Annotated in this window: 21 protein-coding genes and 1 pseudogene; 13 read left to right on the top strand and 9 right to left on the bottom strand. The window is 60.9% G+C overall.

Annotated elements, in window-relative coordinates; translation table 11 throughout:
* The first annotated feature begins 177 nt into the window (after positions 1 to 177).
* Positions 178 to 1044: a carboxylate/amino acid/amine transporter gene (locus tag AB4O25_RS10950; protein WP_017527531.1), complete on the top strand. Its 867-nt coding sequence runs from the start codon at positions 178 to 180 to the stop codon at positions 1042 to 1044.
* Between the two features lie 21 nt (positions 1045 to 1065).
* On the opposite strand, the gene AB4O25_RS10945 is transcribed toward AB4O25_RS10950, so the two are convergent.
* Positions 1066 to 2364 carry a mechanosensitive ion channel family protein gene (locus tag AB4O25_RS10945; RefSeq protein WP_017527532.1) on the bottom strand — a complete coding sequence of 433 codons (1299 nt, stop codon included), beginning with the start codon at positions 2362 to 2364 and terminating at the stop codon, positions 1066 to 1068.
* 193 nt (positions 2365 to 2557) lie between these two features.
* Between AB4O25_RS10945 and AB4O25_RS10940 the strand changes: the two genes are divergently transcribed.
* Positions 2558 to 3904: a DEAD/DEAH box helicase gene (locus tag AB4O25_RS10940; RefSeq protein WP_003193110.1), complete on the top strand. Its 1347-nt coding sequence runs from the start codon at positions 2558 to 2560 to the stop codon at positions 3902 to 3904.
* 50 nt (positions 3905 to 3954) lie between these two features.
* On the opposite strand, the gene AB4O25_RS10935 is transcribed toward AB4O25_RS10940, so the two are convergent.
* Entirely contained in the window at positions 3955 to 4230 is a 276-nt protein-coding gene (locus tag AB4O25_RS10935) for a hypothetical protein (RefSeq protein ID WP_017527533.1), read from the bottom strand.
* Between the two features lie 152 nt (positions 4231 to 4382).
* Here AB4O25_RS10935 and AB4O25_RS10930 point away from each other — a divergent pair, with 152 nt between their 5' ends.
* The 5 genes from AB4O25_RS10930 to copD all read left to right on the top strand — a co-directional run bounded on the left by AB4O25_RS10930 (position 4383) and on the right by copD (position 8753).
* The gene (locus tag AB4O25_RS10930) at positions 4383 to 4772 is read left to right on the top strand and encodes a hypothetical protein (protein WP_017527534.1); all 390 of its coding nucleotides are present in this window, start codon (positions 4383 to 4385) and stop codon (positions 4770 to 4772) included.
* 124 nt (positions 4773 to 4896) lie between these two features.
* Positions 4897 to 6609, top strand: a complete 1713-nt coding sequence (locus tag AB4O25_RS10925) for a copper resistance system multicopper oxidase (RefSeq protein ID WP_460150852.1) — start codon at positions 4897 to 4899, stop codon at positions 6607 to 6609.
* Between the two features lie 10 nt (positions 6610 to 6619).
* The gene (locus AB4O25_RS10920; protein ID WP_065878134.1) at positions 6620 to 7438 is read left to right on the top strand and encodes a copper resistance protein B; all 819 of its coding nucleotides are present in this window, start codon (positions 6620 to 6622) and stop codon (positions 7436 to 7438) included.
* Positions 7439 to 7488: 50 nt separating this feature from the next.
* Positions 7489 to 7875: a copper homeostasis periplasmic binding protein CopC gene (copC, locus tag AB4O25_RS10915; RefSeq protein WP_017527537.1), complete on the top strand. Its 387-nt coding sequence runs from the start codon at positions 7489 to 7491 to the stop codon at positions 7873 to 7875.
* Positions 7872 to 8753 carry a copper homeostasis membrane protein CopD gene (gene copD / locus AB4O25_RS10910; RefSeq protein WP_065878133.1) on the top strand — a complete coding sequence of 294 codons (882 nt, stop codon included), beginning with the start codon at positions 7872 to 7874 and terminating at the stop codon, positions 8751 to 8753. Before copC ends, copD begins: the two co-directional genes overlap by 4 nt.
* Here copD and AB4O25_RS10905 read toward each other — a convergent pair.
* The 3 genes from AB4O25_RS10905 to AB4O25_RS10895 all read right to left on the bottom strand — a co-directional run bounded on the left by AB4O25_RS10905 (position 8750) and on the right by AB4O25_RS10895 (position 10790).
* On the bottom strand, positions 8750 to 9616 hold the full coding sequence (locus AB4O25_RS10905) for a DUF6279 family lipoprotein (protein WP_017527539.1): 867 nt from the start codon (positions 9614 to 9616) through the stop codon (positions 8750 to 8752). The two genes, copD and AB4O25_RS10905, sit on opposite strands and share 4 nt — an antisense overlap.
* Positions 9617 to 9682: 66 nt before the next feature.
* Positions 9683 to 10405: a TorF family putative porin gene (locus AB4O25_RS10900; RefSeq protein ID WP_065878130.1), complete on the bottom strand. Its 723-nt coding sequence runs from the start codon at positions 10403 to 10405 to the stop codon at positions 9683 to 9685.
* 205 nt (positions 10406 to 10610) lie between these two features.
* The gene (locus AB4O25_RS10895) at positions 10611 to 10790 is read right to left on the bottom strand and encodes a hypothetical protein (protein WP_017527541.1); all 180 of its coding nucleotides are present in this window, start codon (positions 10788 to 10790) and stop codon (positions 10611 to 10613) included.
* 324 nt (positions 10791 to 11114) lie between these two features.
* Here AB4O25_RS10895 and AB4O25_RS10890 point away from each other — a divergent pair, with 324 nt between their 5' ends.
* The 3 genes from AB4O25_RS10890 to AB4O25_RS10880 all read left to right on the top strand — a co-directional run bounded on the left by AB4O25_RS10890 (position 11115) and on the right by AB4O25_RS10880 (position 14043).
* Positions 11115 to 11951 (top strand): CvfB family protein, encoded by an 837-nt coding sequence (locus tag AB4O25_RS10890; RefSeq protein ID WP_017527542.1) that lies wholly within the window; start codon positions 11115 to 11117, stop codon positions 11949 to 11951.
* Positions 11952 to 12003: 52 nt separating this feature from the next.
* Positions 12004 to 12402, top strand: coding sequence for a DUF2177 family protein (locus AB4O25_RS10885; RefSeq protein ID WP_017527543.1), 399 nt, complete (start codon positions 12004 to 12006; stop codon positions 12400 to 12402).
* Between the two features lie 198 nt (positions 12403 to 12600).
* Positions 12601 to 14043 (top strand): NCS1 family nucleobase:cation symporter-1, encoded by a 1443-nt coding sequence (locus AB4O25_RS10880; protein ID WP_017527544.1) that lies wholly within the window; start codon positions 12601 to 12603, stop codon positions 14041 to 14043.
* On the opposite strand, the gene AB4O25_RS10875 is transcribed toward AB4O25_RS10880, so the two are convergent.
* Complete coding sequence (locus AB4O25_RS10875; RefSeq protein ID WP_017527545.1) at positions 13955 to 15160, bottom strand: MFS transporter; 1206 nt, start codon at positions 15158 to 15160, stop codon at positions 13955 to 13957. The two genes, AB4O25_RS10880 and AB4O25_RS10875, sit on opposite strands and share 89 nt — an antisense overlap.
* Before the next feature lie 104 nt (positions 15161 to 15264).
* On the opposite strand from AB4O25_RS10875, the gene ptrR reads away from it, so the two are divergent.
* Positions 15265 to 16158: a putrescine utilization regulator PtrR gene (gene ptrR, locus AB4O25_RS10870; RefSeq protein WP_065878127.1), complete on the top strand. Its 894-nt coding sequence runs from the start codon at positions 15265 to 15267 to the stop codon at positions 16156 to 16158.
* 141 nt (positions 16159 to 16299) lie between these two features.
* A complete protein-coding gene (locus AB4O25_RS10865) occupies positions 16300 to 16422 on the top strand; it encodes a PA1414 family protein (RefSeq protein ID WP_003193089.1) in 123 nt (40 codons plus the stop codon).
* An 11-nt stretch (positions 16423 to 16433) separates the two neighbouring features.
* Here AB4O25_RS10865 and AB4O25_RS10860 read toward each other — a convergent pair whose 3' ends face one another.
* The 3 genes and pseudogenes from AB4O25_RS10860 to speB all read right to left on the bottom strand — a co-directional run bounded on the left by AB4O25_RS10860 (position 16434) and on the right by speB (position 19344).
* Positions 16434 to 17948 (bottom strand): purine-cytosine permease family protein, encoded by a 1515-nt coding sequence (locus tag AB4O25_RS10860; RefSeq protein ID WP_017527547.1) that lies wholly within the window; start codon positions 17946 to 17948, stop codon positions 16434 to 16436.
* A gap of 21 nt (positions 17949 to 17969) precedes the next feature.
* Positions 17970 to 18394 (bottom strand): annotated as a pseudogene (locus tag AB4O25_RS10855) (YybH family protein).
* Positions 18394 to 19344: an agmatinase gene (gene speB / locus AB4O25_RS10850; protein ID WP_017527549.1), complete on the bottom strand. Its 951-nt coding sequence runs from the start codon at positions 19342 to 19344 to the stop codon at positions 18394 to 18396. Before speB ends, AB4O25_RS10855 begins: the two are co-directional and overlap by 1 nt.
* A 150-nt stretch (positions 19345 to 19494) precedes the next feature.
* Here speB and AB4O25_RS10845 point away from each other — a divergent pair, with 150 nt between their 5' ends.
* Positions 19495 to 20388: a LysR family transcriptional regulator gene (locus AB4O25_RS10845; RefSeq protein ID WP_017527550.1), complete on the top strand. Its 894-nt coding sequence runs from the start codon at positions 19495 to 19497 to the stop codon at positions 20386 to 20388.
* Positions 20389 to 20394: the final 6 nt, after the last annotated feature.

Here is a 20394-nt window from a genome sequence, read left to right as displayed (position 1 = left end):
GGTGTTTATATCGCTTCACGCAAACCCTTCAAGTACGCGTATCGAACCTCCCTTTGCACTTGTTGCTCCTGAGTGCTCCTGCCCGACTGACGCTTTAGCGAGGTCGGGTTTTTTTGCCCCGAGTTTCTTCACATCCCGAAAACCTTTAATGTCGCGCCCATTCAAAACGAGGTGCGCATGGGCTATCTACTGGTTGTCACCCTGATACAGGCTTTTTCCTTCAGCTTGATCGGCGAATACCTCGCCGGCCACGTCGACAGCTACTTCGCGGTGCTGGTGCGTGTGGTACTGGCCGGGCTGGTGTTTATCCCGCTGACGCGCTGGCGCTCGGTGGAGCCTGCGTTCATGCGCGGCATGCTGGTGATCGGCGCCCTGCAGTTCGGTGTGACCTACGTGTGCCTGTACCTGAGCTTTCGTGTGCTCACGGTGCCGGAGGTGTTGCTGTTCACCATTCTTACGCCGTTACACGTGACCTTGATCGAAGATGCCCTCAACCGACGCTTCAACCCGTGGGCGCTGGTCGCCGCACTGGTGGCGGTGGCGGGCGCGGCGGTGATTCGTTTCGACCAGATTACCCCGCACTTCCTGATGGGCTTTTTGCTGCTGCAACTGGCCAACTTCACCTACGCCGCCGGGCAAGTGATGTACAAGCACCTGGTGGCGCGTTATCCGAGTGACCTGCCGCATTACCGGCGTTTCGGCTACTTCTACCTCGGCGCCTTGTTGGTGGTGCTGCCGGCATTCCTGTTGTTCGCCAAGGCCGATTTCCTGCCGCAAGCGCCGCTGCAATGGGGCGTGCTGGTGTTCCTGGGCCTGGTCAGCACCGCGCTCGGCATGTATTGGTGGAACAAAGGCGCGTGCCTGGTGCATGGCGGCACGCTGGCAGTGATGAATAACCTGCATGTGCCGGTGGGGTTGTTGCTGAACTTGCTGATCTGGAACCAGCACGAGCCGCTGGGGCGTTTGGCATTGGGCGGGTTGGTGATTCTGGGGGCGGTGTGGATCAGTCGGTTGGGTGTGCGCAAAGCCCCGACCCGCGCCTGAGCACACCGCTGAGCCGAGGCGTTATATAGCGCGGTGTTCGGTGGTCGGCAAGTGGCTGGCCCCCACCACCGCCGGCAACATCCCCGCGCGTAAGTCATTGCCACTCGGCTGCTGATATAAGCTCAAGCCGAACTCCGGCAGCACCGCCAGCAGGTAATCGAAGATATCGCCCTGGATGCGCTCGTAATCGGCCCACGCCGTGGTGCGGGTAAAGCAGTAGATCTCCAGCGGCACCCCCTGGGCGGTGGTTTGCATCTGGCGCACCATGCACGTCATGTTCGGCTGGATGTCCGGATGGCTTTTCAGATAAGCCAGGGCGTAGGCGCGGAAGGTGCCGAGGTTGGTCATGCGCCGGCGGTTGGCCGACAGTTGCGCGGTGTTGCCCTGGGCCTCGTTCCAGGCCTTGAGCTCGGCCTGTTTGCGGCTGATGTAGTCGGTGAGCAGGCGAACCTGGGTCATGCGGACTTCTTCATCGTCATGCAAAAAGCGTACGCCGCTGGCGTCGATGTACAGGCTGCGCTTGATCCGGCGGCCGCCCGAGGCCTGCATGCCGCGCCAGTTCTTGAACGACTCGGACATCAGTCGCCACGTGGGAATGGAGACGATGGTCTTGTCGAAATTCTGCACCTTGACCGTGTGCAGGGTGATGTCCACCACATCGCCGTCGGCGCCGACCTGGGGCATTTCGATCCAGTCGCCCACGCGCAGCATGTCGTTGCTGGTGAGCTGCACACTGGCGACGAACGAGAGCAGGGTGTCCTTGTACACCAACAGAATTACCGCCGACATCGCACCCAGGCCCGAGAGCAGCAACAGCGGCGAACGATCGATCAGGGTGGCGACGATGATGATCGCGCCAAACACGAACAGCACCATCTTCGCCAATTGCACGTAGCCCTTGATCGAGCGGGTACGCGCGTGTTCGGTGCGTGCGTAGATGTCCAGCAGGGCATTGAGCAGGGCGCTCATCGCCAACACCAGGAACAGAATGGACAGGGCCAGCGCAACATTGCCGATAAACAGGATGGCGGTCTTACTCAGGGCCGGCACCAGGTACAGGCCGAACTGGATCACCAGCGACGGCGTCATCTGCGCCAGGCGGTGGAAGACTTTGTTGTGCCGAAGGTCATTGAGCCAGTGCAGCGCCGGTTGCCGGCCGAGCAGTTTGACGGCGTGGAGGATGAGGTAACGCGCCACCCGTCCGAGTAACAGGGCGACGACCAGCAACACCAGAAAACCCAGGCTGGCATGCAGCATCGGGTGTTCGTCGAGGGCGCCCCAGAGGTCTTGGACGTTGAGCCAGAGCTGTTTGATATCCATGGGTGAAACCGATTCTTCTGTTAAGACAAGATGGGGCGATTAGAGCATTTAAGTGCTGCAAAGTTGACCTTGCGTATAAATTCCATGACAAAAATCAGCTGTTTAGCCCCGTGCGCGTAAAGAAACTCGGTTTGGACGCCCGAAACCGTTACCCTATGCAGCTGATATTTTGTATTTCTTCGAGGTAGCACCCGTGTTTTCCCAATTCGCCCTGCACGAACGCCTGCTCAAAGCCGTGGCCGAGCTTAAATTTGTCGAGCCTACGCCTGTGCAAGCAGCGGCCATCCCGCTCGCGCTTCAAGGGCGTGACCTGCGGGTGACGGCTCAAACCGGTAGCGGCAAGACCGCCGCGTTCGTCCTGCCGGTCCTGAACCGTTTGATTGGCCCGGCCAAGGTCCGCGTCAGCATCAAGACCCTGATTCTGCTGCCGACCCGCGAGTTGGCCCAGCAGACCCTCAAGGAAGTCGAGCGCTTCTCGCAGTTCACGTTCATCAAGTCCGGCATTATCACCGGCGGCGAAGACTTCAAGGTCCAGGCGGCCATGCTGCGCAAGGTGCCGGACATCCTCATCGGCACCCCGGGCCGCATGATCGAGCAACTCAACGCCGGCAACCTTGACCTCAAGGAAGTCGAAGTGCTGGTGCTGGACGAAGCCGACCGCATGCTCGACATGGGCTTTGCCGACGACGTGCAGCGCCTGGTCGGCGAATGCGTCAACCGTCAGCAGACCATGCTGTTCTCCGCCACCACCGGCGGTTCGACCCTGCGCGACATGGTCGCCAAGGTGCTGAACAACCCTGAGCACTTGCAGGTCAACAACGTCAGCGACCTGAACGCGACCACGCGTCAGCAGATCGTCACTGCCGACCATAACGTGCACAAAGAGCAGATCCTCAACTGGCTGTTGGCCAACGAGACCTATCAGAAGGCCATCGTGTTCACCAACACCCGCGCGGCGGCCGACCGCATCTACGGTCGCCTGGTGGCCCAGGAATACAAGGCGTTCGTGCTGCACGGCGAAAAAGACCAGAAGGACCGCAAGCTGGCCATCGACCGCCTCAAGGCCGGTGGCGTGAAGATTCTGGTCGCCACCGACGTCGCTGCCCGCGGTCTGGACGTGGACGGCCTGGATCTGGTGATCAACTTCGACATGCCGCGCAGCGGCGACGAATACGTGCACCGTATCGGCCGTACCGGGCGTGCCGGCAACGATGGCCTGGCCATCTCGCTGATCTGCCACGGCGACTGGAACCTGATGTCGAGCATCGAGCGCTACCTTAAGCAGTCGTTCGAGCGCCGTACCATCAAGGAAGTCAAAGGCACCTACACCGGGCCGAAAAAGGTCAAGGCCTCGGGCAAGGCAGTTGGGGTGAAGAAGAAAAAGACCGACGCCAAGGGTGACAAGAAGAAAACCGGTGCCAAGTCGCCGACCAAGCGCAAGATCGCCAACCGGCCGAAGACCGACAACCTGTCGCTCGTCAGCAAGGACGGCATGGCCCCGCTCAAGCGCCGCAAGCCAGAAGCACCCGCTGCCGAGTAAGGCGCTGGCTGCTGTGAAAAAAACCGGACATTGTCCGGTTTTTTTTGCCTTCAGTTTTTGGCCTTGGCGGCGGCTTCTTTCAGCTCTTTGAGGCGTGCGTCGATCAACTGGCACTTATCGGGCAATCGCGCGCTTTCGGTGTCCAGGTCCATTTTTTGTAGCTCGGCATTCATCTCCTTGGCCTGGGTCGGGTTTTGCTCGGTCAAACGGGTGACTTCCTTGGCCAGCGCTTCACGCTTGGCCGTGGCTTCTTCGGGCGTGCAGGCCCAGGCGGGCAGGGCGGTGAGCAGGGCGGCGGCGATGGCCAGGGTTTTCAGGGTGCTCATGGTTCGGACCTCCTTGGTAATGATGTGCGGTTGAGGGGGCGAACGTCTGGAAAGTTCAGAGAAGTGACGCTCGTCCGTTTGGCTGAACGGCTGCCGACGCGGTGTGTCACTCCTTATGACGGGCTACTTTTTCGCCTGCAGGAGGAATCAGGATGACGACTTACAACTGGGATTTGATCGAACGTCTGCTGCATGAAGTGCAGAACGGCGAAGGCAGCTTTGCCCCACGCAAATACGCCGAACAGGAAGCAGCGGATAAGGCCACGGCAGGCGAGGACACCGGCAACCTGGATGCGCTGAAGAAGACCGCCGCCGATTACGAGGCGTTGCTGTTCAAGCGCGGTTTTATCGAATCACGCCCGGAGGAAGAGGGCGGCAATGGCGAGAATTTCATTTTGACGGCGCTGGGCGCGCAATTGCTGGCGCTGATCGACAGTTCCATTCCGGGCAATGACCACCCGCGCCAGGTGCTGGACGAGCAAGCGGATGCGCTGGACCCAGCGACATTTGCCGACGTGGCCTCCAAGGCCCAGATCGCCTGACCTCATCACGCGCCGGCACCCGCCTGGCCGGCGCGAAACTGTCGGATCGGTAATCTGCCGCTAAGGTTGCTGACAGCCGGCGCCGCCTAATCTGCTGCCATTCAACTCATGGACTTGAATCGGCATGCATTCCACTACCTCCAGACGTACTTTCGTCAAAGGCCTGGCCGCCGGCGGCCTGTTGGGCGGGCTCGGGCTTTGGCGCCCCCCGGTGTGGGCGCTGACCAGCCCCGGCCAGCCGACGGTGCTGGCGGGCACTGAATTTGATGTGTTCATCGGCCAGACCGTCGTCAACCTTACCGGCCAGGCGCGCACCGCGTTGACCATCAACGGCAGCCTGCCCGGCCCGCTGTTGCGCTGGCGCGAAGGCGACACCGTGACCCTGCGCGTAAAAAACCAGTTGGCCGCGCCTACCTCGATTCACTGGCACGGGATTGTGCTGCCTTCGACCATGGACGGCGTGCCAGGGCTGAGCTTCAAGGGCATCGAGCCGGGCGGCGTGTTTGTCTATCAGTTCACGCTCAGGCAGCACGGCACCTACTGGTACCACAGCCATTCGGGGTTCCAGGAGCAACAGGGCGTGTACGGCCCTTTGGTGATCGACCCCAGGGAGCCGGAGCCTTACACCTATCAGCGCGATTACGTGGTGATGCTGTCGGACTGGACCGACGAAGACCCGGTGGCCCTGATGAAGACCCTCAAAAAGCAGTCCGATTACTACAACCTGCACAAACCTACCGTGGGTGATTTTGCGCGCGATGTGGGCAAGCAGGGCTGGTCGGCCACCGTTGCCGACCGCTGGATGTGGGCGCAGATGAAGATGAACCCCACCGACCTTGCCGACGTCAGCGGCCAAACCTACACCTACCTGCTCAACGGCCAGCCGCCCGGTCGGAACTGGACCGGGCTGTTTCAGGCCGGGGAAACGATTCGCCTGCGCTTTATCAATGGCTCGGCGATGACCTATTTCGATGTGCGCATTCCGGGCCTGAAAATGACCGTCATCGCCGCCGACGGCCAGCCGGTGACGCCGGTGAGCGTGGACGAGTTGCGCATCGCGGTCGCCGAAACCTTTGATGTGCTGGTGGAGCCCACGGCCGAGGCTTACACCTTGTTTGCCCAATCGATGGACCGCACCGGCTATGCCCGAGGCACCCTGGCCCGGCGGGCCGGCGCGGTGGCCCCGGTGCCGCCGCTCGACCCACGTGTCTGGCTGAGCATGCAAGACATGAGCATGGGCGGCATGGACCACGGCGCCATGGCGGATATGCCCGCAATGGAAGGCATGGACCACAGCATGGGCGCGATGCCGATGCAGGCGCACCCGGCCAGCGAGGCAAACAACCCGCTGGTGGACATGCAGGCCATGAACCCGCTGCCCAAGCTCGACGACCCCGGTATCGGCCTGCGCGACAACGGCCGGCGGGTGCTGACCTACGCCGACCTGCGCAGCACGTTCGAGGACCCTGATGGCCGTGATCCCGCGCGTACCATCGAGTTACACCTCACCGGGCATATGGAGAAGTTCGCCTGGTCATTCAATGGTGTGAAGTTTTCCGATGCCGAGCCTCTGCAACTCACCTATGGCGAGCGCGTGCGGCTGGTACTGGTCAACGACACCATGATGAGTCACCCGATCCACTTGCATGGCCTGTGGAGCGACCTGGAGGACGAGAACGGCCAGTTCCAGGTGCGCAAACACACCATTGATATGCCGCCGGGGTCGCGCCGCAGTTACCGCGTGACCGCCGATGCCTTGGGCCGCTGGGCCTATCACTGCCACCTGCTGTACCACATGGAAATGGGCATGTTCCGTGAAGTGCGCGTGCATGAATAAGGAAGCGAATATGAGCCACCGGGTTTTAGCGGTTTGCATGGCGCTGGTGTTCAGTTCGCTGGCGACCGCCGAAGAAGAGTTCCAGGGGATGAGCCCCGCAGTGCCGGCGTTGACCGAAAGCCGCACGCCGATCCCGGTGCTGACCGACGCGGACCGCGCGGCGGTGTACAACGAGCCGGGCGGGCACAACGTGCATGACAGTGCCGTGCATTCGATGCTGCTGTTCAACCAGTTGGAATGGCAGGGCGGTGAAGGCAGTGGGGCGCTGAATTGGGACGTCAAGGGCTGGGTCGGCGGTGACGTCGACCGCCTGTGGCTGCGCAGCGAAGGCGAGCGCAGCGCCGGGCGTACCGACAGCGCCGAAGCCCAGGCGTTGTGGGGGCATGCGATCAGCCCATGGTGGGATGTGGTGGGTGGCGTGCGCCAGGACTTCAAGCCCGATGACAGCCAAACCTGGGCCGCGTTCGGTGTGCAGGGCATGGCGCTGTACAACGTCGAAGCCGAGGCGACGCTGTTTGTCGGCGAGTCGGGACGCACCGCCGCGCGGCTGGAAGGGGATTACGACGTCCTGCTGACCAATCGCCTGATTCTGCAGCCGACCGCCGAACTCAACTTTTATGCGCAAAACGATCCGCAGCGTGGCGTGGGGGCGGGCTTGTCGCAGAGCGAACTGGGCCTGCGCTTGCGTTACGAAATACGCCGGGAGTTTGCGCCTTACGTGGGTGTCAGCTGGAACCGCACCTATGGCCAGACGGCGCACTACGCCCGGGAAGAAGACGAAGACATCAGCCAATGGCGCTGGGTCGTCGGTGTGCGCCTGTGGTTTTGAGCTTTTTCTTATACCTATAACTCGCCGCCTGGAGCGGCCTGGAGCCTTGCATGTCGATGTTGAAAACTGCGTTAGCGGGAGGTGCCCTATGGGCCGGATTAATGTTCAGCGTGTCGGTTTCGGCCCATCCGAAACTGCTGTCCTCCGCCCCTGCGGCCGGTGCCCAGGGGGCCGCGCCGGGGGTGATTGAACTGCGCTTCTCGGAAAACCTGCTGACGCAGTTTTCCGGGGCCAAGCTGACCATGACCGATATGCCCGGCATGCCCAATTCGCCGATGCCGGTGAAGGCCAGTGTGGCGGCGGGCACTGACCCCAAAGTCATGCTGATCAAGCCTGCGTCTGCGCTGACGGCAGGCACCTACCGGGTCGACTGGCGCGCGGTGTCATCCGATACCCACCCGATCACCGGTAACGTCGTGTTCAGCGTCCAGCCATGAGCGAACTGAGCCAAATCCTGTTGCGCTTCGCGCTTTATCTGGACCTGATGCTGGTGTTTGGCCTGGGGCTTTTTGGCCTCTACGGGCTGAAGGCCGCAGAGCGTACGCTGTTGAATTTCAAGAGACTGCTGGGGTGTACGGCGGGCCTTGGCGTGTTGCTGTCGATCGCATCGATGTTGAGCATCACCCAGGCCATGAGCGGAGCCACGGATTGGCCGACGTTGTGGCCGCACCTGTACATGATGCTGGCGCAGACAGACTTGGGATGGACAGCGTGCCTGCGCCTGGCGGCGCTGGTGCTGGTCGCCTTCAGCGCCAGCCTGCATCTGGCCACGCTGTTTGGCGGTGTTGCCCTGGTGACGCTGATGTGGAGCGGGCACGGCGCGATGCACGAGGGCGCGCAAGGGGTGTGGCACATGCTCAGCGACGGTGCGCACCTGCTGGCGGCGGCGGGGTGGGTGGGTGCGTTGGCGGCGTTTGGCCTGTTGCTGATGCGCGCGTCGGTGCCGGACGCGCGCCGCGTTGAGGCATTGGCCGCTGCATTGGCGGGGTTCGAGCGAATCGGCGCGGGGTTCGTCGCCGTGCTGATCGTCAGCGGGGTGGCGAATTATCTATGGGTGGTGGGGCCGAATCTGGACGGCCTCACCGGCGGCATCTACGCGTTGCTGTTGAGCCTGAAATTGGGCTTGTTCGGCGTGATGTTGGGGCTGGCGGCGCTCAATCGCTTTCATCTCACGCCGTTTCTGCAACGCGCCGTAGCGGCGGGCGACACTGCGCCGGCCATTGCCGCACTGCGGCGCAGCATGGCCCTGGAGTTTGGCGCCGTGGTGCTGATACTCGGCTTGGTGGCCTGGCTGGGGACACTGTCACCTGTTTAGGGCGCGGCGCTCTTCAGGCATTTGAGTGCCTTGAAGTCGCTGCGTACGCCGTCGATTTTTTGCGTGAGCTTGCGGCGTTGCTGCGCAGTGCTTTGCGCCATCAGATCGACCAGCAGGCTGCGTGCGGCGGCTTCGGTCTGGGCATAGGCGGCGCGGTATTCGGGCGTCCACAGGCTTTCGCGGTCCACCAGTAGTTGCTGCATCTTTTGCGGGAAGTCGGCGTTGTGGCGTTGTCGCACGGCGTCGATAAATTGCGCCTGCCAGTTCGCACGGTTGCCTATCCACTGCGTATTCTGCTCACCCAGGGCGATGGACCAGGCCATGACGCGGTTCTGCTGGCCGGCACTGAGCGGGCCCATCCAGGTATCCAGGCGTTTGGTCATGCGCTCGGCGCGTTGCTTGATTTGCTCGGCCAGCGGCGGCTTGAGGTATTCGTCCTGGCGTTTGCGCAGGTCCTTGGCCAACGCCTCGTTCATATCCTGGACTTGTTGATCATCCAGCCCCTGGAGCAACTCGATGGCTGACGGCGTGATTTCGCGGGCGACGTCGGCGATGGCCTGTTTGGCCTCGAGGGTACGGCTTTGCAGCGCGGCGTCGTTGACCTGGTTGTCATCGACCATCCGTTGCAGGCGGTCGAGCCAGTCCAGGTAACCGGGCAATTGCGTGGTGCAATGCCAGGCCAGGTGTTCCTTGAGCGTGTCGTTGAACCAGCTCTTTTGCCCGGCGTTCATGTCCAGGTAGTCGTTGAGGGTCCAGGGGATGATCACATCCAGGTTGCGATAGGCCAGGCCTACGCGATTGCAGCCGGCGAGCGCCAGGCTCAGGGTAAGCAGTATCACCAGCAGTTTGAGCCGACGCAGCATGGGTAGGTCCTGGCGCAGAGTGGGTTAATGCATGTGAACCCACGCCGAGGGCGACAGTTCAGCCCATCAATAAAACGGCCGCACGGCCTTCAAGGTCAACAGGCCGTCGCATTGCGAATTGTGCCCTGAATAGGCTGAGCAATCGCCGCCGCTGAGGCTGGAGTCGCTGTAGATCAGGTTCAGGTCAACGCCCTTCCACGCGCGGGAGAACTGCACCGACCAGTCGCTGAAACTGCTGATGGTGCCGCCCTCCACCGAGGCCGGGGTGCCCAATTGATGGGTGGTGTACTTCATGCTCACGCCGATGCCGAAGGGCTGGGTGCCGCCCAGGTCGGCGAACAGGGTGCTGTCCTGGCGGTCCGGATCGTTGCTGAACGAGGCGCCGAAACGATTGCCCAGCAGGTTCAGGCCGCCGTAGAACTCCTGGCTGTCGAGTGGGCTGAGCTTGGGATAGCTGTAGTGAATCAACCCCACTTCGTAGCCCAGTGTCTGGTCGAAGGGATGTTTGAAACCCATATAGGAGTCGACTTCGAGGGTATTGGCCGAAGAAAACCCCATGTTGGGTGAAAATTGACCGAAGTACAGCCCACTGTCGTGGCTCAGGTCCAGACCGCCATGGAACGAATCGCTGCCCGGTGAGGTGGGCTTGACCAGGCCCTGGGCCATGCTGCGGCTGGGCGTGGTGCCTAATTTGAGGTCGAAGTCGCCCAACTCGCGCTGGAAAATCTGCGCTTCGGCGAGGGGGCAAGCCACTAAGGCACAGACCAGGAAAATGCAGGGTTTAAGCATGCTTCACTCCATGAAAAGCGAGGAGCAGTAACGGGAAAATCGGGCAGATGCCCGTGCTAGACGTGTGCAAGGATACCGACGTATGCCAGGCGGTGAGGCCCGTTCGTCGATTAGCACGATATTGAATCGGTGGGCGAGGTATTGCGGACTCTAGTCCTAGCGCCTTGAGAACAAGACGCTTAGGGACCAGGCATGTTGCGAGGCTTTACTTTTTACCCAGGCTGATCTGCTTGGATGGGCCGAAAGTCTGGCCGCTGACGCCCTTGGCAATTTGTTGGATTTCGCCACCGGACTTGAGGAAAGCCGCGATTTGGTTGTTGATCGATTCGCTGGTTTCAACGGCGGGAGCTGGCTTTGCTTTGCTGTTGGATGCTTTTACGCGCATGGCGGCCACTAACCTGTAGAAAATTAACTTGGCCAGGCATCGTACAGGAAATACTTGACAATTGCTTGGTAAATATCCCCCCAGGAATAAGCGTTGCGTCGAATCATCGGCAAACTTGCTGTTGGAAATTAGCCGCTAACTTACTGTTTTAACTCGAAACCACGCGGCGAATCGGCGCTGGCGGGGGTAACGAAATTCAGCCGATTGATCGGACGAGCGGGGCGGTGCCACTGGAAGGCCACGCCAGGCCGCGATTTTTCAGGTGCGCGCGCGTGGCGGGCGCAACTCGGGTAGAATGCCGCCCACGCAATGAGGGTATTGGAAATGGCTTTAGTCGGGCGCTACAACAGCTTGCAAGTGGTTAAACACACTCACTTTGGTTTGTACCTCGATGGTGCGCAAGATGGCGAAATCCTCTTGCCTAATCGGTATATCCCCAAAGATATTCCCAGTGAAGATGAAGACTGGCTTAACGTTTTCATTTATCTGGACAGCGATGACAAACTTATCGCGACCACCGAAAAACCCAAAGTTCAAGTTGGCGAATTCGCCAGTTTGAAAGTAGTGGAAGTCAACAGTATTGGTGTATTCCTCGATTGGGGTTTGCCAAAGGACCTGTTGCTGCCGTATTCGGAAGAAAAGCGTCAGCTGACCGCCGGTGAATATTGCGTCGTGCACGTCTACCTCGACAAGCACACCAAGCGTATTACCGCGACCGCACGTCTTGACCGCTACCTGGACAAAACCCCGGCCAACTACCAGGTCGGCCAGGAAGTCGACCTGCTGGTGGCCGAAGCCACTGACATGGGCTTCAAGGCGATCATCAACAACAAGCACTGGGGCCTGATCCACAAGAACGAAGTGTTCAAGTTCCTGCGCCCAGGCAAGGAAGAGAAAGGTTTTATCAAAGAGATCCGCGCCGATGGCAACATCAGCCTGAGCCTGCAGCCGGTTGGCCAGGAAGCGGCCTCCAGCCTGAACTCGAAGATCCTCGCCAAGTTGCGCGAAAACAACGGCACCCTGCCGGTCAGCGATAAGAGCGATCCGGTGCTGATCAGCAACTTGTTCGGCGTGAGCAAAGGCAACTTCAAGAAAGCCATTGGTGCGCTCTACAAACAGGGCCAGATTGTGATTCATGCCGATCGCATTGAACTAAGCTGAATGCGCTTTGCTCTTTTGTAGGCGCCAATCGGCGCCTACAGAGGCTGCGTCCATGTCCAAGAAAATACTGTTTGCCTACCTCGGCACTTTGCTCGCCTTTCTGATCCTGGACGGGCTCTGGCTCGGCGTCCTCATGGGCCCTACCTACAAATCCCTGCTGGGCCCGCTGATGCTCGATCAGCCACGGCTGTTGCCCGCTGTACTCTTCTATCTCTTATACGTTCTTGGTTGCGTGGTGTTCGTGGTCTTGCCCAGCGTCAGTTGGCAGCGTTCTGCGCGCCTGGGGGCGCTGCTTGGCCTGGTTGCCTACGGCACGTATGACCTGAGCAATTGGGCCACGCTGCAAGGCTGGTCCGCCGGGTTGGCGCTGATGGACATGGTCTGGGGAACCTTCCTGAGCGCCGCTTGCTGCACGGTTGGCTACTTGTGTGCACAACGGGTGCACCGATGATTGTGTACAGGATCCCTATGCACCGTTGCTGAGCGTAGCCCTTACGACTAAACCCACGTCAGTGTCTTTGGTGTCCCGTGTTAGAGGGATTGTGTGCTATTGGCACGTATTCTGCTGACTGCCTCGTATACAAACCATGCCGCCTCCCGTATGCACCACCGCAACGGAAGCGCGGGCTGGTATTTCGAGGAGCCAGCGATGACCGAACAATTGCCCAAAGGCTACAGCCCGCGTCTGTACAACCAAGACCTGGGCCCACTGCCGCAAAAATGGACTTGGTACAACATCTTCGCCTTCTGGATGAGCGACGTGCACAGCGTCGGGGGTTATGTATTTGCCGCCAGCCTGTTCGCCTTGGGCCTGGCCAGTTGGCAGGTGCTGATCGCCTTGCTCGCCGGCATCTGCATCGTGCAGTTGGTCGCCAACCTGGTGGCCAAACCCAGCCAACAGGCGGCGGTGCCTTATCCGGTGATTTGCCGACTGGCGTTTGGTGTATTTGGCGCGAACATTCCTGCGGTGATTCGCGGTTTGATTGCGGTTGCCTGGTACGGCATTCAGACCTACCTTGCCTCCAGCGCCTTGATCATTGTGGTGCTGCGTTTTTTCCCACAGATGGCGGTGTATGCAGAGCCGCATTTCGCCGGTCTGTCTTACCTGGGCTGGTTTGGTTTCCTTAGCCTGTGGGTGCTGCAGGCTGCAGTGTTCTGGGCCGGCATGGAATCCATTCGGCGCTTTATCGACTGGGCCGGGCCGGTGGTGTATGCGGTGATGTTTGCCCTGGCCGGTTGGATTGTGTGGAAGGCCGGTTGGGCGAATATCAGTTTTACGCTGTCGGAAAAGGCCCTGTCGGGCTGGCAAGCGGTTGGTCAAGTGATCGTGGCCACCGCGTTGGTGGTGTCGTATTTTTCCGGGCCCACCCTGAATTTCGGCGATTTCAGCCGTTACTGCCGCAGCATGCAAGACGTGCGGCGCGGCAACTTCTGGGGCTTGCCGGTGAATTTCCTGGCGTTCTCCCTGGTCACCGTGGTGATCGTCTCGGGCACCTTGCCGGTGTTTGGTGAAATGCTTCATGACCCGATCGCCACCGTTTCGCGCATCGACAACAGCATGGCCGTGCTGCTGGGCGCCTTTGCCTTTGTGACGGCGACCATCGGCATCAACATTGTCGCCAACTTCGTTTCGCCGGCCTTCGATTTCGCCAACGTGGCGCCAAGCAAAATCAGCTGGCGCGCCGGCGGGATGATCGCCGCCGTGGCCTCGATCTTCATCACCCCGTGGAACCTGTTCAACAACCCGCTGATGATCCATTACACCCTGGACATCCTCGCGGCGTTCATCGGGCCGCTGTTCGGGATTTTGCTGGTGGATTTTTACCTGATCAAAAAACAGCAGATCGACGTGGATGCGCTGTTCGACGACAGCGCGAATGGGCGTTACTACTTTGACGGCGGCGTGAACTGGACGGCGATCAAGGCGCTGGTGCCCGCGACGCTGACGGGCGTCGCGATCACCTTCACGCCGGCGCTGCAAGGTTTGGCCAACTTCGCCTGGTTTACCGGGTGCTTGCTGGGTGGGTTGTTTTTCCTGGTGCTGTCACGGCGTGAACAGATTCGCGCGCCTGCACCGTTGGTTGCCAGCTGACCAACACGCCTCCCGCCAGTAACAGGCCTGCACCGGCGACCACCAACGCCGGTTGCAGGCCGCCGCTCAGGTGACTGCTCACCGAGGCCAGCAATGGCCCGCCCAATTGGCCGATGGCGAAGCTGGCGGTGAGCAACCCGGTGCTGCGCTGGTAGCCTTGTGGCGCGACATCGCGCAGACGGGCCATCACCAATTGCATGCACGCCAGAAATGGCCCGCCGCACAGCAACACGCCCAGTGCCAACCCCCAGCCATTGCCCAGCAAGCAGGCGAACACCCCGGCCGCTTGCAGCCATAACGTGGTCATCAGCCAGCGACGTGTAGTGGTCGGGTCCTTGCGGCGCAGGCTTGCGACTCCCACGCCAATCGCGGCGATCAGGCCAAAACATGGCCAGAACAGGTCGGCCTGCCAGGCACCGTTGAACTGCGCGCTGGCCATTTGTGACAGAAAGGTCGCCGGAATGATGTAGCCCAGCCCGAATAGCACATAAACCCAGCACAGGTGCGTGATGCTGCCGGCGTTGCCCGAAGCGCTGTGGTGGGGGGACGGGGCGCTGGCGCAGGGTTTGGGTAAAAACGGCAGGATCGCCAGCAACATCGCCAGCGCTACGGCGCCATACAGCAGCCACAACGTGGCGGAATTTTGCCCCAGCAGGTTTGAGCCCAGCGCCAGCAAACCGGTCAACAAAATCCCTAGTCCCGGCCCGGCAAATACCAGGGCACCCAGGTGCGGGCGTCCGGCAGCGATCGCCAACGGCTGGCTCAGGCTGGTGATCATCACCAATACCCAGGCACTCGCCACGCCGGTACCAAAGCGCAATAACAGGTGCGGCAAGAAGCCATGGGCCCAGTACGACACGAACGTGAGCAGCACACATAGCCACAGCCCCGCGTACAGCCGGCTCCTGACATGGTGATGGCTGCGGGCGAAAATCGAATCCACCGCGCCCACCAAATAGCCGAGGTAATTCGCGGCGGCGATCAGGCCGGCGTCGGTCAGGTCGATCTGCCCTTCACTCAGCATATGGGGCATTTGGGGGGTGAGGGCGAAGCGGCCAATGCCCATGGCCATCATCAGGGCGATACAACTGGCGAGTAAGCGAGTGAGGGGTGACATGGTCAGTGTCCTGCTGAGAAAACGAATGACCTTCAGCCTAAGGTGGATTGACTTTCTGTAAAATTGAATAATAGTGAGCAACTTGTTTAGTTTTGGAGAAAGGTATGGAGTTCAGTCAATTGCGCATTTTCCAGGCCGTGGCGCAAGAAGGCTCTATTACCCGGGCGGCCGAGCGCCTGCACCGTGTGCCGTCGAACCTGTCGACCCGACTTAAACAGATGGAAGAGCAGCTCGGTGTTGACCTGTTCATACGCGAACGCCAGCGTTTGCAGCTTTCTCCTGCGGGCAAAGTGTTACTGGACTACAGTGCTCGCCTGCTGGCGCTGCACGACGAAGCCCACGGTGCCGTGCAAGGAGGGCAGCCGGTCGGCGACTTCGTGTTGGGCAGCATGTACAGCACCGGCGCAGTGCATTTACCCGGGCTGCTGGCGCGTTATCACAAGGCTTACCCGATGGTGAATTTGCAGGTGCAGTCCGCGCCCAGCGGTGAGCTGCTGGAAGGGCTGATCACCGGGCGCCTGGATGCAGCCTTTGTGGACGGCCCAGTGACCATCGCCACCTTGGACGGCGTGCAATTGTGCGAGGAAAAACTGGTGCTGATCTGCGAAGCCGATCACCCACCCGTACAGGGTCCTCAGGATGTGATCGGGCGCTCGGTATTCACGTTCCGACGCAGCTGCGCCTATCGCACGCGTCTGGAAAACTGGTTCTCCAACGAACACGTGCCCATGGGGCGGGCCATTGAGATTGAGTCGTACCAAGGCATGCTCGCCTGTGTGATCGCCGGTTCAGGTGTGGCGTTGATGTCCCAGTCCATGCTCGACAGCCTGCCCGGCAAGGACAGCGTGTCCGTTCATCCGCTGACTGGGCATTTTGCCACTGCGACAACCTGGCTGATGTGGCGAAAGGGTATGCTCGGCGCTAACCTCAATGCATGGATCGACCTGCAGCAAGAAGGCACGGCCGCGTTGGCGAACGACACGCGCGCCATTGCTTGACCGGTCCGTCAGCATTTGGATGAATCCAGTAATAGTTCGTTGTGGTTTCGTACAAGCAATACGTAGGACTTAGGGCTACTATCTATGTAGGAAAAGGCGACAAAACTGCGCCGAACCGTACTACCCTCAAAGGGGGCAATCATGAAAGAGAAAATCCAGAACTGGCTCCATGACCTCGGCGTGGCCCTGGGCTTGATCGAGCCGCCGCTGCAGCCCGTGCCAATTCGTACAGATGACGAGCAGCGTCGTCCTCGGCGCAGGTAAGATCCGATTTTTTACGTTGTAGGTGCGCTCGTTGTGGCGAGGGAGCTTGCTCCCGCTGGGCTGCGAAGCGGCCCTTCGGGGCCATACACCGCAGCCGGTTCCGGAAACAGGCGCAGCAACGTCAGGTACACCACCGACGCCAACCCCAGGCTCACCGGCAAACTGATATCAATGCCGTCGGCCAAATTGCCCAGCGGCCCGACAAACTGCCCCGGCAGATTCACGAAACACAGGCCCACCAGCGCACTTGGGATCCACGCCCCCAGCCCACGCCAGTTCCAGCCATGGCTGAACCAGTAGCGCCCGCCGGTTTCACCGCGGGTGAACACTTGCAGGTCATCCGGGCAGTAGAAACCGCGACGTGCGATCAGGCCGATGATCATCATCACCATCCACGGCGTGGTGCAGGTGATGATCAGCACGGCGAAGGTCGACACGCTTTGCACCAGGTTGGCGGCGAAACGTCCGATAAAGATGAAGGCAATCGACATCACCCCAATCAGCAACGTGGCCTTGACCCTTGACAGCAGGCGCGGAAACACACTGGACATGTCCAACCCGGTGCCATACAACGCGGTGGTGCCGGTAGACATGCCGCCAATCACCGCGATCAGGCACACCGGCAGGAAAAACCACGTGGGTGCCACCGCCAGCAGACCGCCGACGTAGTTGTTGGCCGCGATGTAGTCCGGGGCCTTGATCGCCACGATGGTCGCGGTGGCGAGGCCGAACAGGAACGGAATCAACGTGGCGATCTGTGCCGCAATCACGGCAAGAAGGATGCGCGCTTTCGGCGTTTCACGCGCAATGTAGCGCGACCAGTCACCGAGGAACGCGCCGAAGGAAATCGGGTTGCTCATGGCCACCAGCGCCGCACCGATAAACGCCGCCCAGAACCCGGGCTGGCCCATGGCGACGCTGCCGGCGAAGTGGCTGTCGAAAGCCTTCGCGAACGCGAATATCCCCAACAGGAACAGCAGGCTCGCCGCCCACACCGCGATGCGGTTGACCCACAGCATGAAGCGAAACCCGTAGATGCACACGGTGAGCACCAGCACGGCGAACAGGCCATAGGCCAAGCCCAGGGTCAGGTCGGTTTCCGGCAGGCCAACCAGACGTTTCGCACCGCCGACCAGCGCATCGCCTGAACTCCACACCGACAGTGAGAAGAAGGCAATTGCCGTCAGCAGCGACAGGAACGAGCCGACAATCCGCCCATGCACACCAAAGTGCGCACCGGAAGACACCGCGTTATTGGTGCCAGTGATTGGCCCGAACAGACCCATGGGCGCCAGGATCAGCGCGCCCACCAGCACGCCCAGCACAATCGCCCAGGCACCGGCCTGGAACGACAGGCCGAACAGCACCGGGAACGCGCCCAGTACGGCGGTGGCAAAGGTATTGGCACCGCCGAAGATCAGACGAAACAGATCCGTGGGGCTGGCGGTACGTTCGTGGTCCGGGATCTGTTCGACCCCGTTGGTTTCTATTTTGCGAATACTGTTGTCGTTGTTTTTATTATTCATGATCAGCTCCGATCACATTGGCTAAGGGGGCGGCAGCCCTTCCGGCATAGCGGACAAATGTTCGTGACAGGCCAGCCACAGGCCTTGTTTTTGTTGTGCGCGCAGCCTTTGCCGTTTGAAGACAATGGTCTCGCGTTCCTGGCTAGAGAATTGCTCCCCGTTCATGCGCAGCTCGGTGGCCACGTCATGCACAAATATCGCCACGTCCTCACCTTGTAGGCTGACGAACGCATTGCTTGAAGTGCATGACAACACTTCAAAGCCCTCGTCCCGACGCCAGCCGTCCCACAACGCCTGGTAGGCCTCGCGACTGAGCAGCGGCCGGGGAGGGTATAAAACACGAAGCTGGCATCGGCCGTGAACGCGCCGAAGTAGGCGTCGCGGTCATTGCGAGCGAAGGCCGCCACCAGCACGGCGGCGGCGTGCAGTACCTCGCGCGTGCTCATCAGCGATGCGCCACGCCGGGCAGTACGCAGAGCATCTCGTACAGCAGGTTGGCGCCGAGCAACGAGGTGTTGCCGGTGGTGTCGTAGGGCGGCGAAACTTCGACCAGGTCGCAACCAATCAGGTCGAGGCCCTGGCAGCCACGGATGATCTCGATCGCCTGGATGGTGGTCAGCCCGCCGATTTCCGGGGTGCCTGTACCGGGTGCCCAGGCCGGGTCGATACCGTCGATGTCGAAGCTCAGGTACACCGGGCCGCCGCCGACTTTTTCGCGTACTTCGGCCATCAGCGGTGCGAGGGAGCGATGCCAGCACTCTTCGGCCTGCACCACACGAAACCCCTGTTTGCGGCTCCAGTTGAAGTCTTCGGCGGTGTAGCCCTGGGCACGCAGGCCTATCTGCACCACGCGGTCGCAATCGAGCAGGCCTTCTTCCACGGCGCGGCGGAAGGTGGTGCCGTGGGCGATTTTCTCGCCGAACATATGGTCATTGACGTCGGCGTGGGCATCGATGTGCACCAGCCCGACCTTGCCGTGTTTTTTGTGGATCGCCCGCAGGATCGGCAGGGTGATGGTGTGGTCACCGCCGAGGGTCATGGGAATCACGTTGTGTTCGAGGATCTCGTCGTAGGCCTCTTCGATGATGCGCACGGCGTCGAGTAGGTTGAAGGTGTTGATCGCCACGTCGCCGACATCGGCCACCGACAGCGAGTCGAAGGGTGCGGCGCCGGTGGCCATGTTGTACGGACGGATCATCACCGATTCGGCGCGAATCTCGCGTGGCCCGAAACGGGTGCCGGCGCGCAGCGAAGTGCCGATGTCCAGCGGCACGCCGATAAAGGCGGCATCCAGGCCCTTGGCCGTTTGCAGGTGGGGAAGACGCATCATGGTGGCGATGCCGGCAAAGCGCGGCATTTCATTGCCGCCCAGTGGTTGATGGTAAGTCTTGTCCACGGGAGTGCCTCAGCGTTGTTGTGTTTGTCTTGGGCCGATTCTGCGAAAAGCTGAGGCGGGGAAGAATCGGCTGGGGCAAATACTTAGTTCAGATTTTTCTAAACTAACGCCTGGGGTAAACTCGCCACAAAATGTGTTCCTGGAGCCTTCATGGCCAACGCCTTGCCCGACCTGAAACTGCTGCGCATCTTCGTCAGCGTCGTGCGGCACCAGGGGTTCGCCAATGCCCAGCACGAACTCAACCTGTCGACGTCGGCCATCAGCACTTATATGAGCCAACTGGAATCGGCACTCGGGCTGGTGCTGTGCCATCGCGGCCGGGGCGGCTTCAGCCTGACCAGCAAGGGCGAGTTGTTCCATCAGGAAACCCTGCGCCTGCTCGCTGAGCTCGAAGGCTTCGAGCAGTACGCCGCCGCGTTGAAAGGCGAGTTGCGCGGTACCCTCAAGCTTGGCGTGCTCGACTCAACCGTCAGCGACAAGGCTCTGCCGTTCGCCGAAGTGATCGGCGCCTACAGCCTGGAACACCCGGCGGTGCACCTGAATTTATCGGTGATGAGCCCTTACGAATTGCAACTGGGCGTGCAGGACAACCGTCTGGACCTGGCCATCGGCGCTTTCTCCAACCGCATGAGCGGGCTGATCTACATGCCGCTGTACCGCGAGCAGCACTGGTTGTATTGCAGCACGCGGCATCCGCTATTCAATGAGCGGCGCATTCCCGAGCCAGTGATCACTCAGCAGCGCATGGTCGGGCGCGGCTACTGGAGCCAGGCGGAGCTGGCGCGCCACGGCTTCAAGCACAGCGCCGCCACGGTGGAAAGCATGGAGGCGCAACTGATCCTGGTCCTGTCCGGTGCCTACATCGGGTACCTGCCGGAGCACTACGCCCAGGCCTGGGCGGATAAAGGCGATTTGCGCGTGCTGCTGCCTGCGACCTTCGGTTACCAGGCGCCGTTCTCAATGATCATGCGCCGTGGCCGCAGCCGCGAGCCGCTGATCCAAACGTTTCGCGATCTACTCAAAGCACAGCTCAACCAGGCCTGAAAAACC

The sequence above is a fragment of the Pseudomonas sp. S3_A03 genome (assembly GCF_054668275.1).
This window is presented reverse-complemented; position numbering and strand designations above follow the sequence as displayed.

What these genes read in the sequence shown, in the direction of transcription:
- AB4O25_RS10935 (WP_017527533.1), bottom strand. Translation starts at nt 4,230, where the DNA reads ATGAGCACCCTGAAAACCCTGGCCATCGCCGCCGCCCTGCTCACCGCC.
- AB4O25_RS10900 (WP_065878130.1), bottom strand. Translation starts at nt 10,405, where the DNA reads ATGCTTAAACCCTGCATTTTCCTGGTCTGTGCCTTAGTGGCTTGCCCC.
- AB4O25_RS10845 (WP_017527550.1), top strand. Translation starts at nt 19,495, where the DNA reads ATGGCCAACGCCTTGCCCGACCTGAAACTGCTGCGCATCTTCGTCAGC.
- AB4O25_RS10875 (WP_017527545.1), bottom strand. Translation starts at nt 15,160, where the DNA reads ATGTCACCCCTCACTCGCTTACTCGCCAGTTGTATCGCCCTGATGATG.
- copC (WP_017527537.1), top strand. Translation starts at nt 7,489, where the DNA reads ATGTCGATGTTGAAAACTGCGTTAGCGGGAGGTGCCCTATGGGCCGGA.
- AB4O25_RS10920 (WP_065878134.1), top strand. Translation starts at nt 6,620, where the DNA reads ATGAGCCACCGGGTTTTAGCGGTTTGCATGGCGCTGGTGTTCAGTTCG.
- copD (WP_065878133.1), top strand. Translation starts at nt 7,872, where the DNA reads ATGAGCGAACTGAGCCAAATCCTGTTGCGCTTCGCGCTTTATCTGGAC.
- AB4O25_RS10945 (WP_017527532.1), bottom strand. Translation starts at nt 2,364, where the DNA reads ATGGATATCAAACAGCTCTGGCTCAACGTCCAAGACCTCTGGGGCGCC.
- AB4O25_RS10860 (WP_017527547.1), bottom strand. Translation starts at nt 17,948, where the DNA reads ATGAATAATAAAAACAACGACAACAGTATTCGCAAAATAGAAACCAAC.
- AB4O25_RS10880 (WP_017527544.1), top strand. Translation starts at nt 12,601, where the DNA reads ATGACCGAACAATTGCCCAAAGGCTACAGCCCGCGTCTGTACAACCAA.
- AB4O25_RS10905 (WP_017527539.1), bottom strand. Translation starts at nt 9,616, where the DNA reads ATGCTGCGTCGGCTCAAACTGCTGGTGATACTGCTTACCCTGAGCCTG.
- AB4O25_RS10950 (WP_017527531.1), top strand. Translation starts at nt 178, where the DNA reads ATGGGCTATCTACTGGTTGTCACCCTGATACAGGCTTTTTCCTTCAGC.
- ptrR (WP_065878127.1), top strand. Translation starts at nt 15,265, where the DNA reads ATGGAGTTCAGTCAATTGCGCATTTTCCAGGCCGTGGCGCAAGAAGGC.
- AB4O25_RS10895 (WP_017527541.1), bottom strand. Translation starts at nt 10,790, where the DNA reads ATGCGCGTAAAAGCATCCAACAGCAAAGCAAAGCCAGCTCCCGCCGTT.
- AB4O25_RS10930 (WP_017527534.1), top strand. Translation starts at nt 4,383, where the DNA reads ATGACGACTTACAACTGGGATTTGATCGAACGTCTGCTGCATGAAGTG.
- AB4O25_RS10925 (WP_460150852.1), top strand. Translation starts at nt 4,897, where the DNA reads ATGCATTCCACTACCTCCAGACGTACTTTCGTCAAAGGCCTGGCCGCC.
- AB4O25_RS10890 (WP_017527542.1), top strand. Translation starts at nt 11,115, where the DNA reads ATGGCTTTAGTCGGGCGCTACAACAGCTTGCAAGTGGTTAAACACACT.
- AB4O25_RS10865 (WP_003193089.1), top strand. Translation starts at nt 16,300, where the DNA reads ATGAAAGAGAAAATCCAGAACTGGCTCCATGACCTCGGCGTGGCCCTG.
- AB4O25_RS10885 (WP_017527543.1), top strand. Translation starts at nt 12,004, where the DNA reads ATGTCCAAGAAAATACTGTTTGCCTACCTCGGCACTTTGCTCGCCTTT.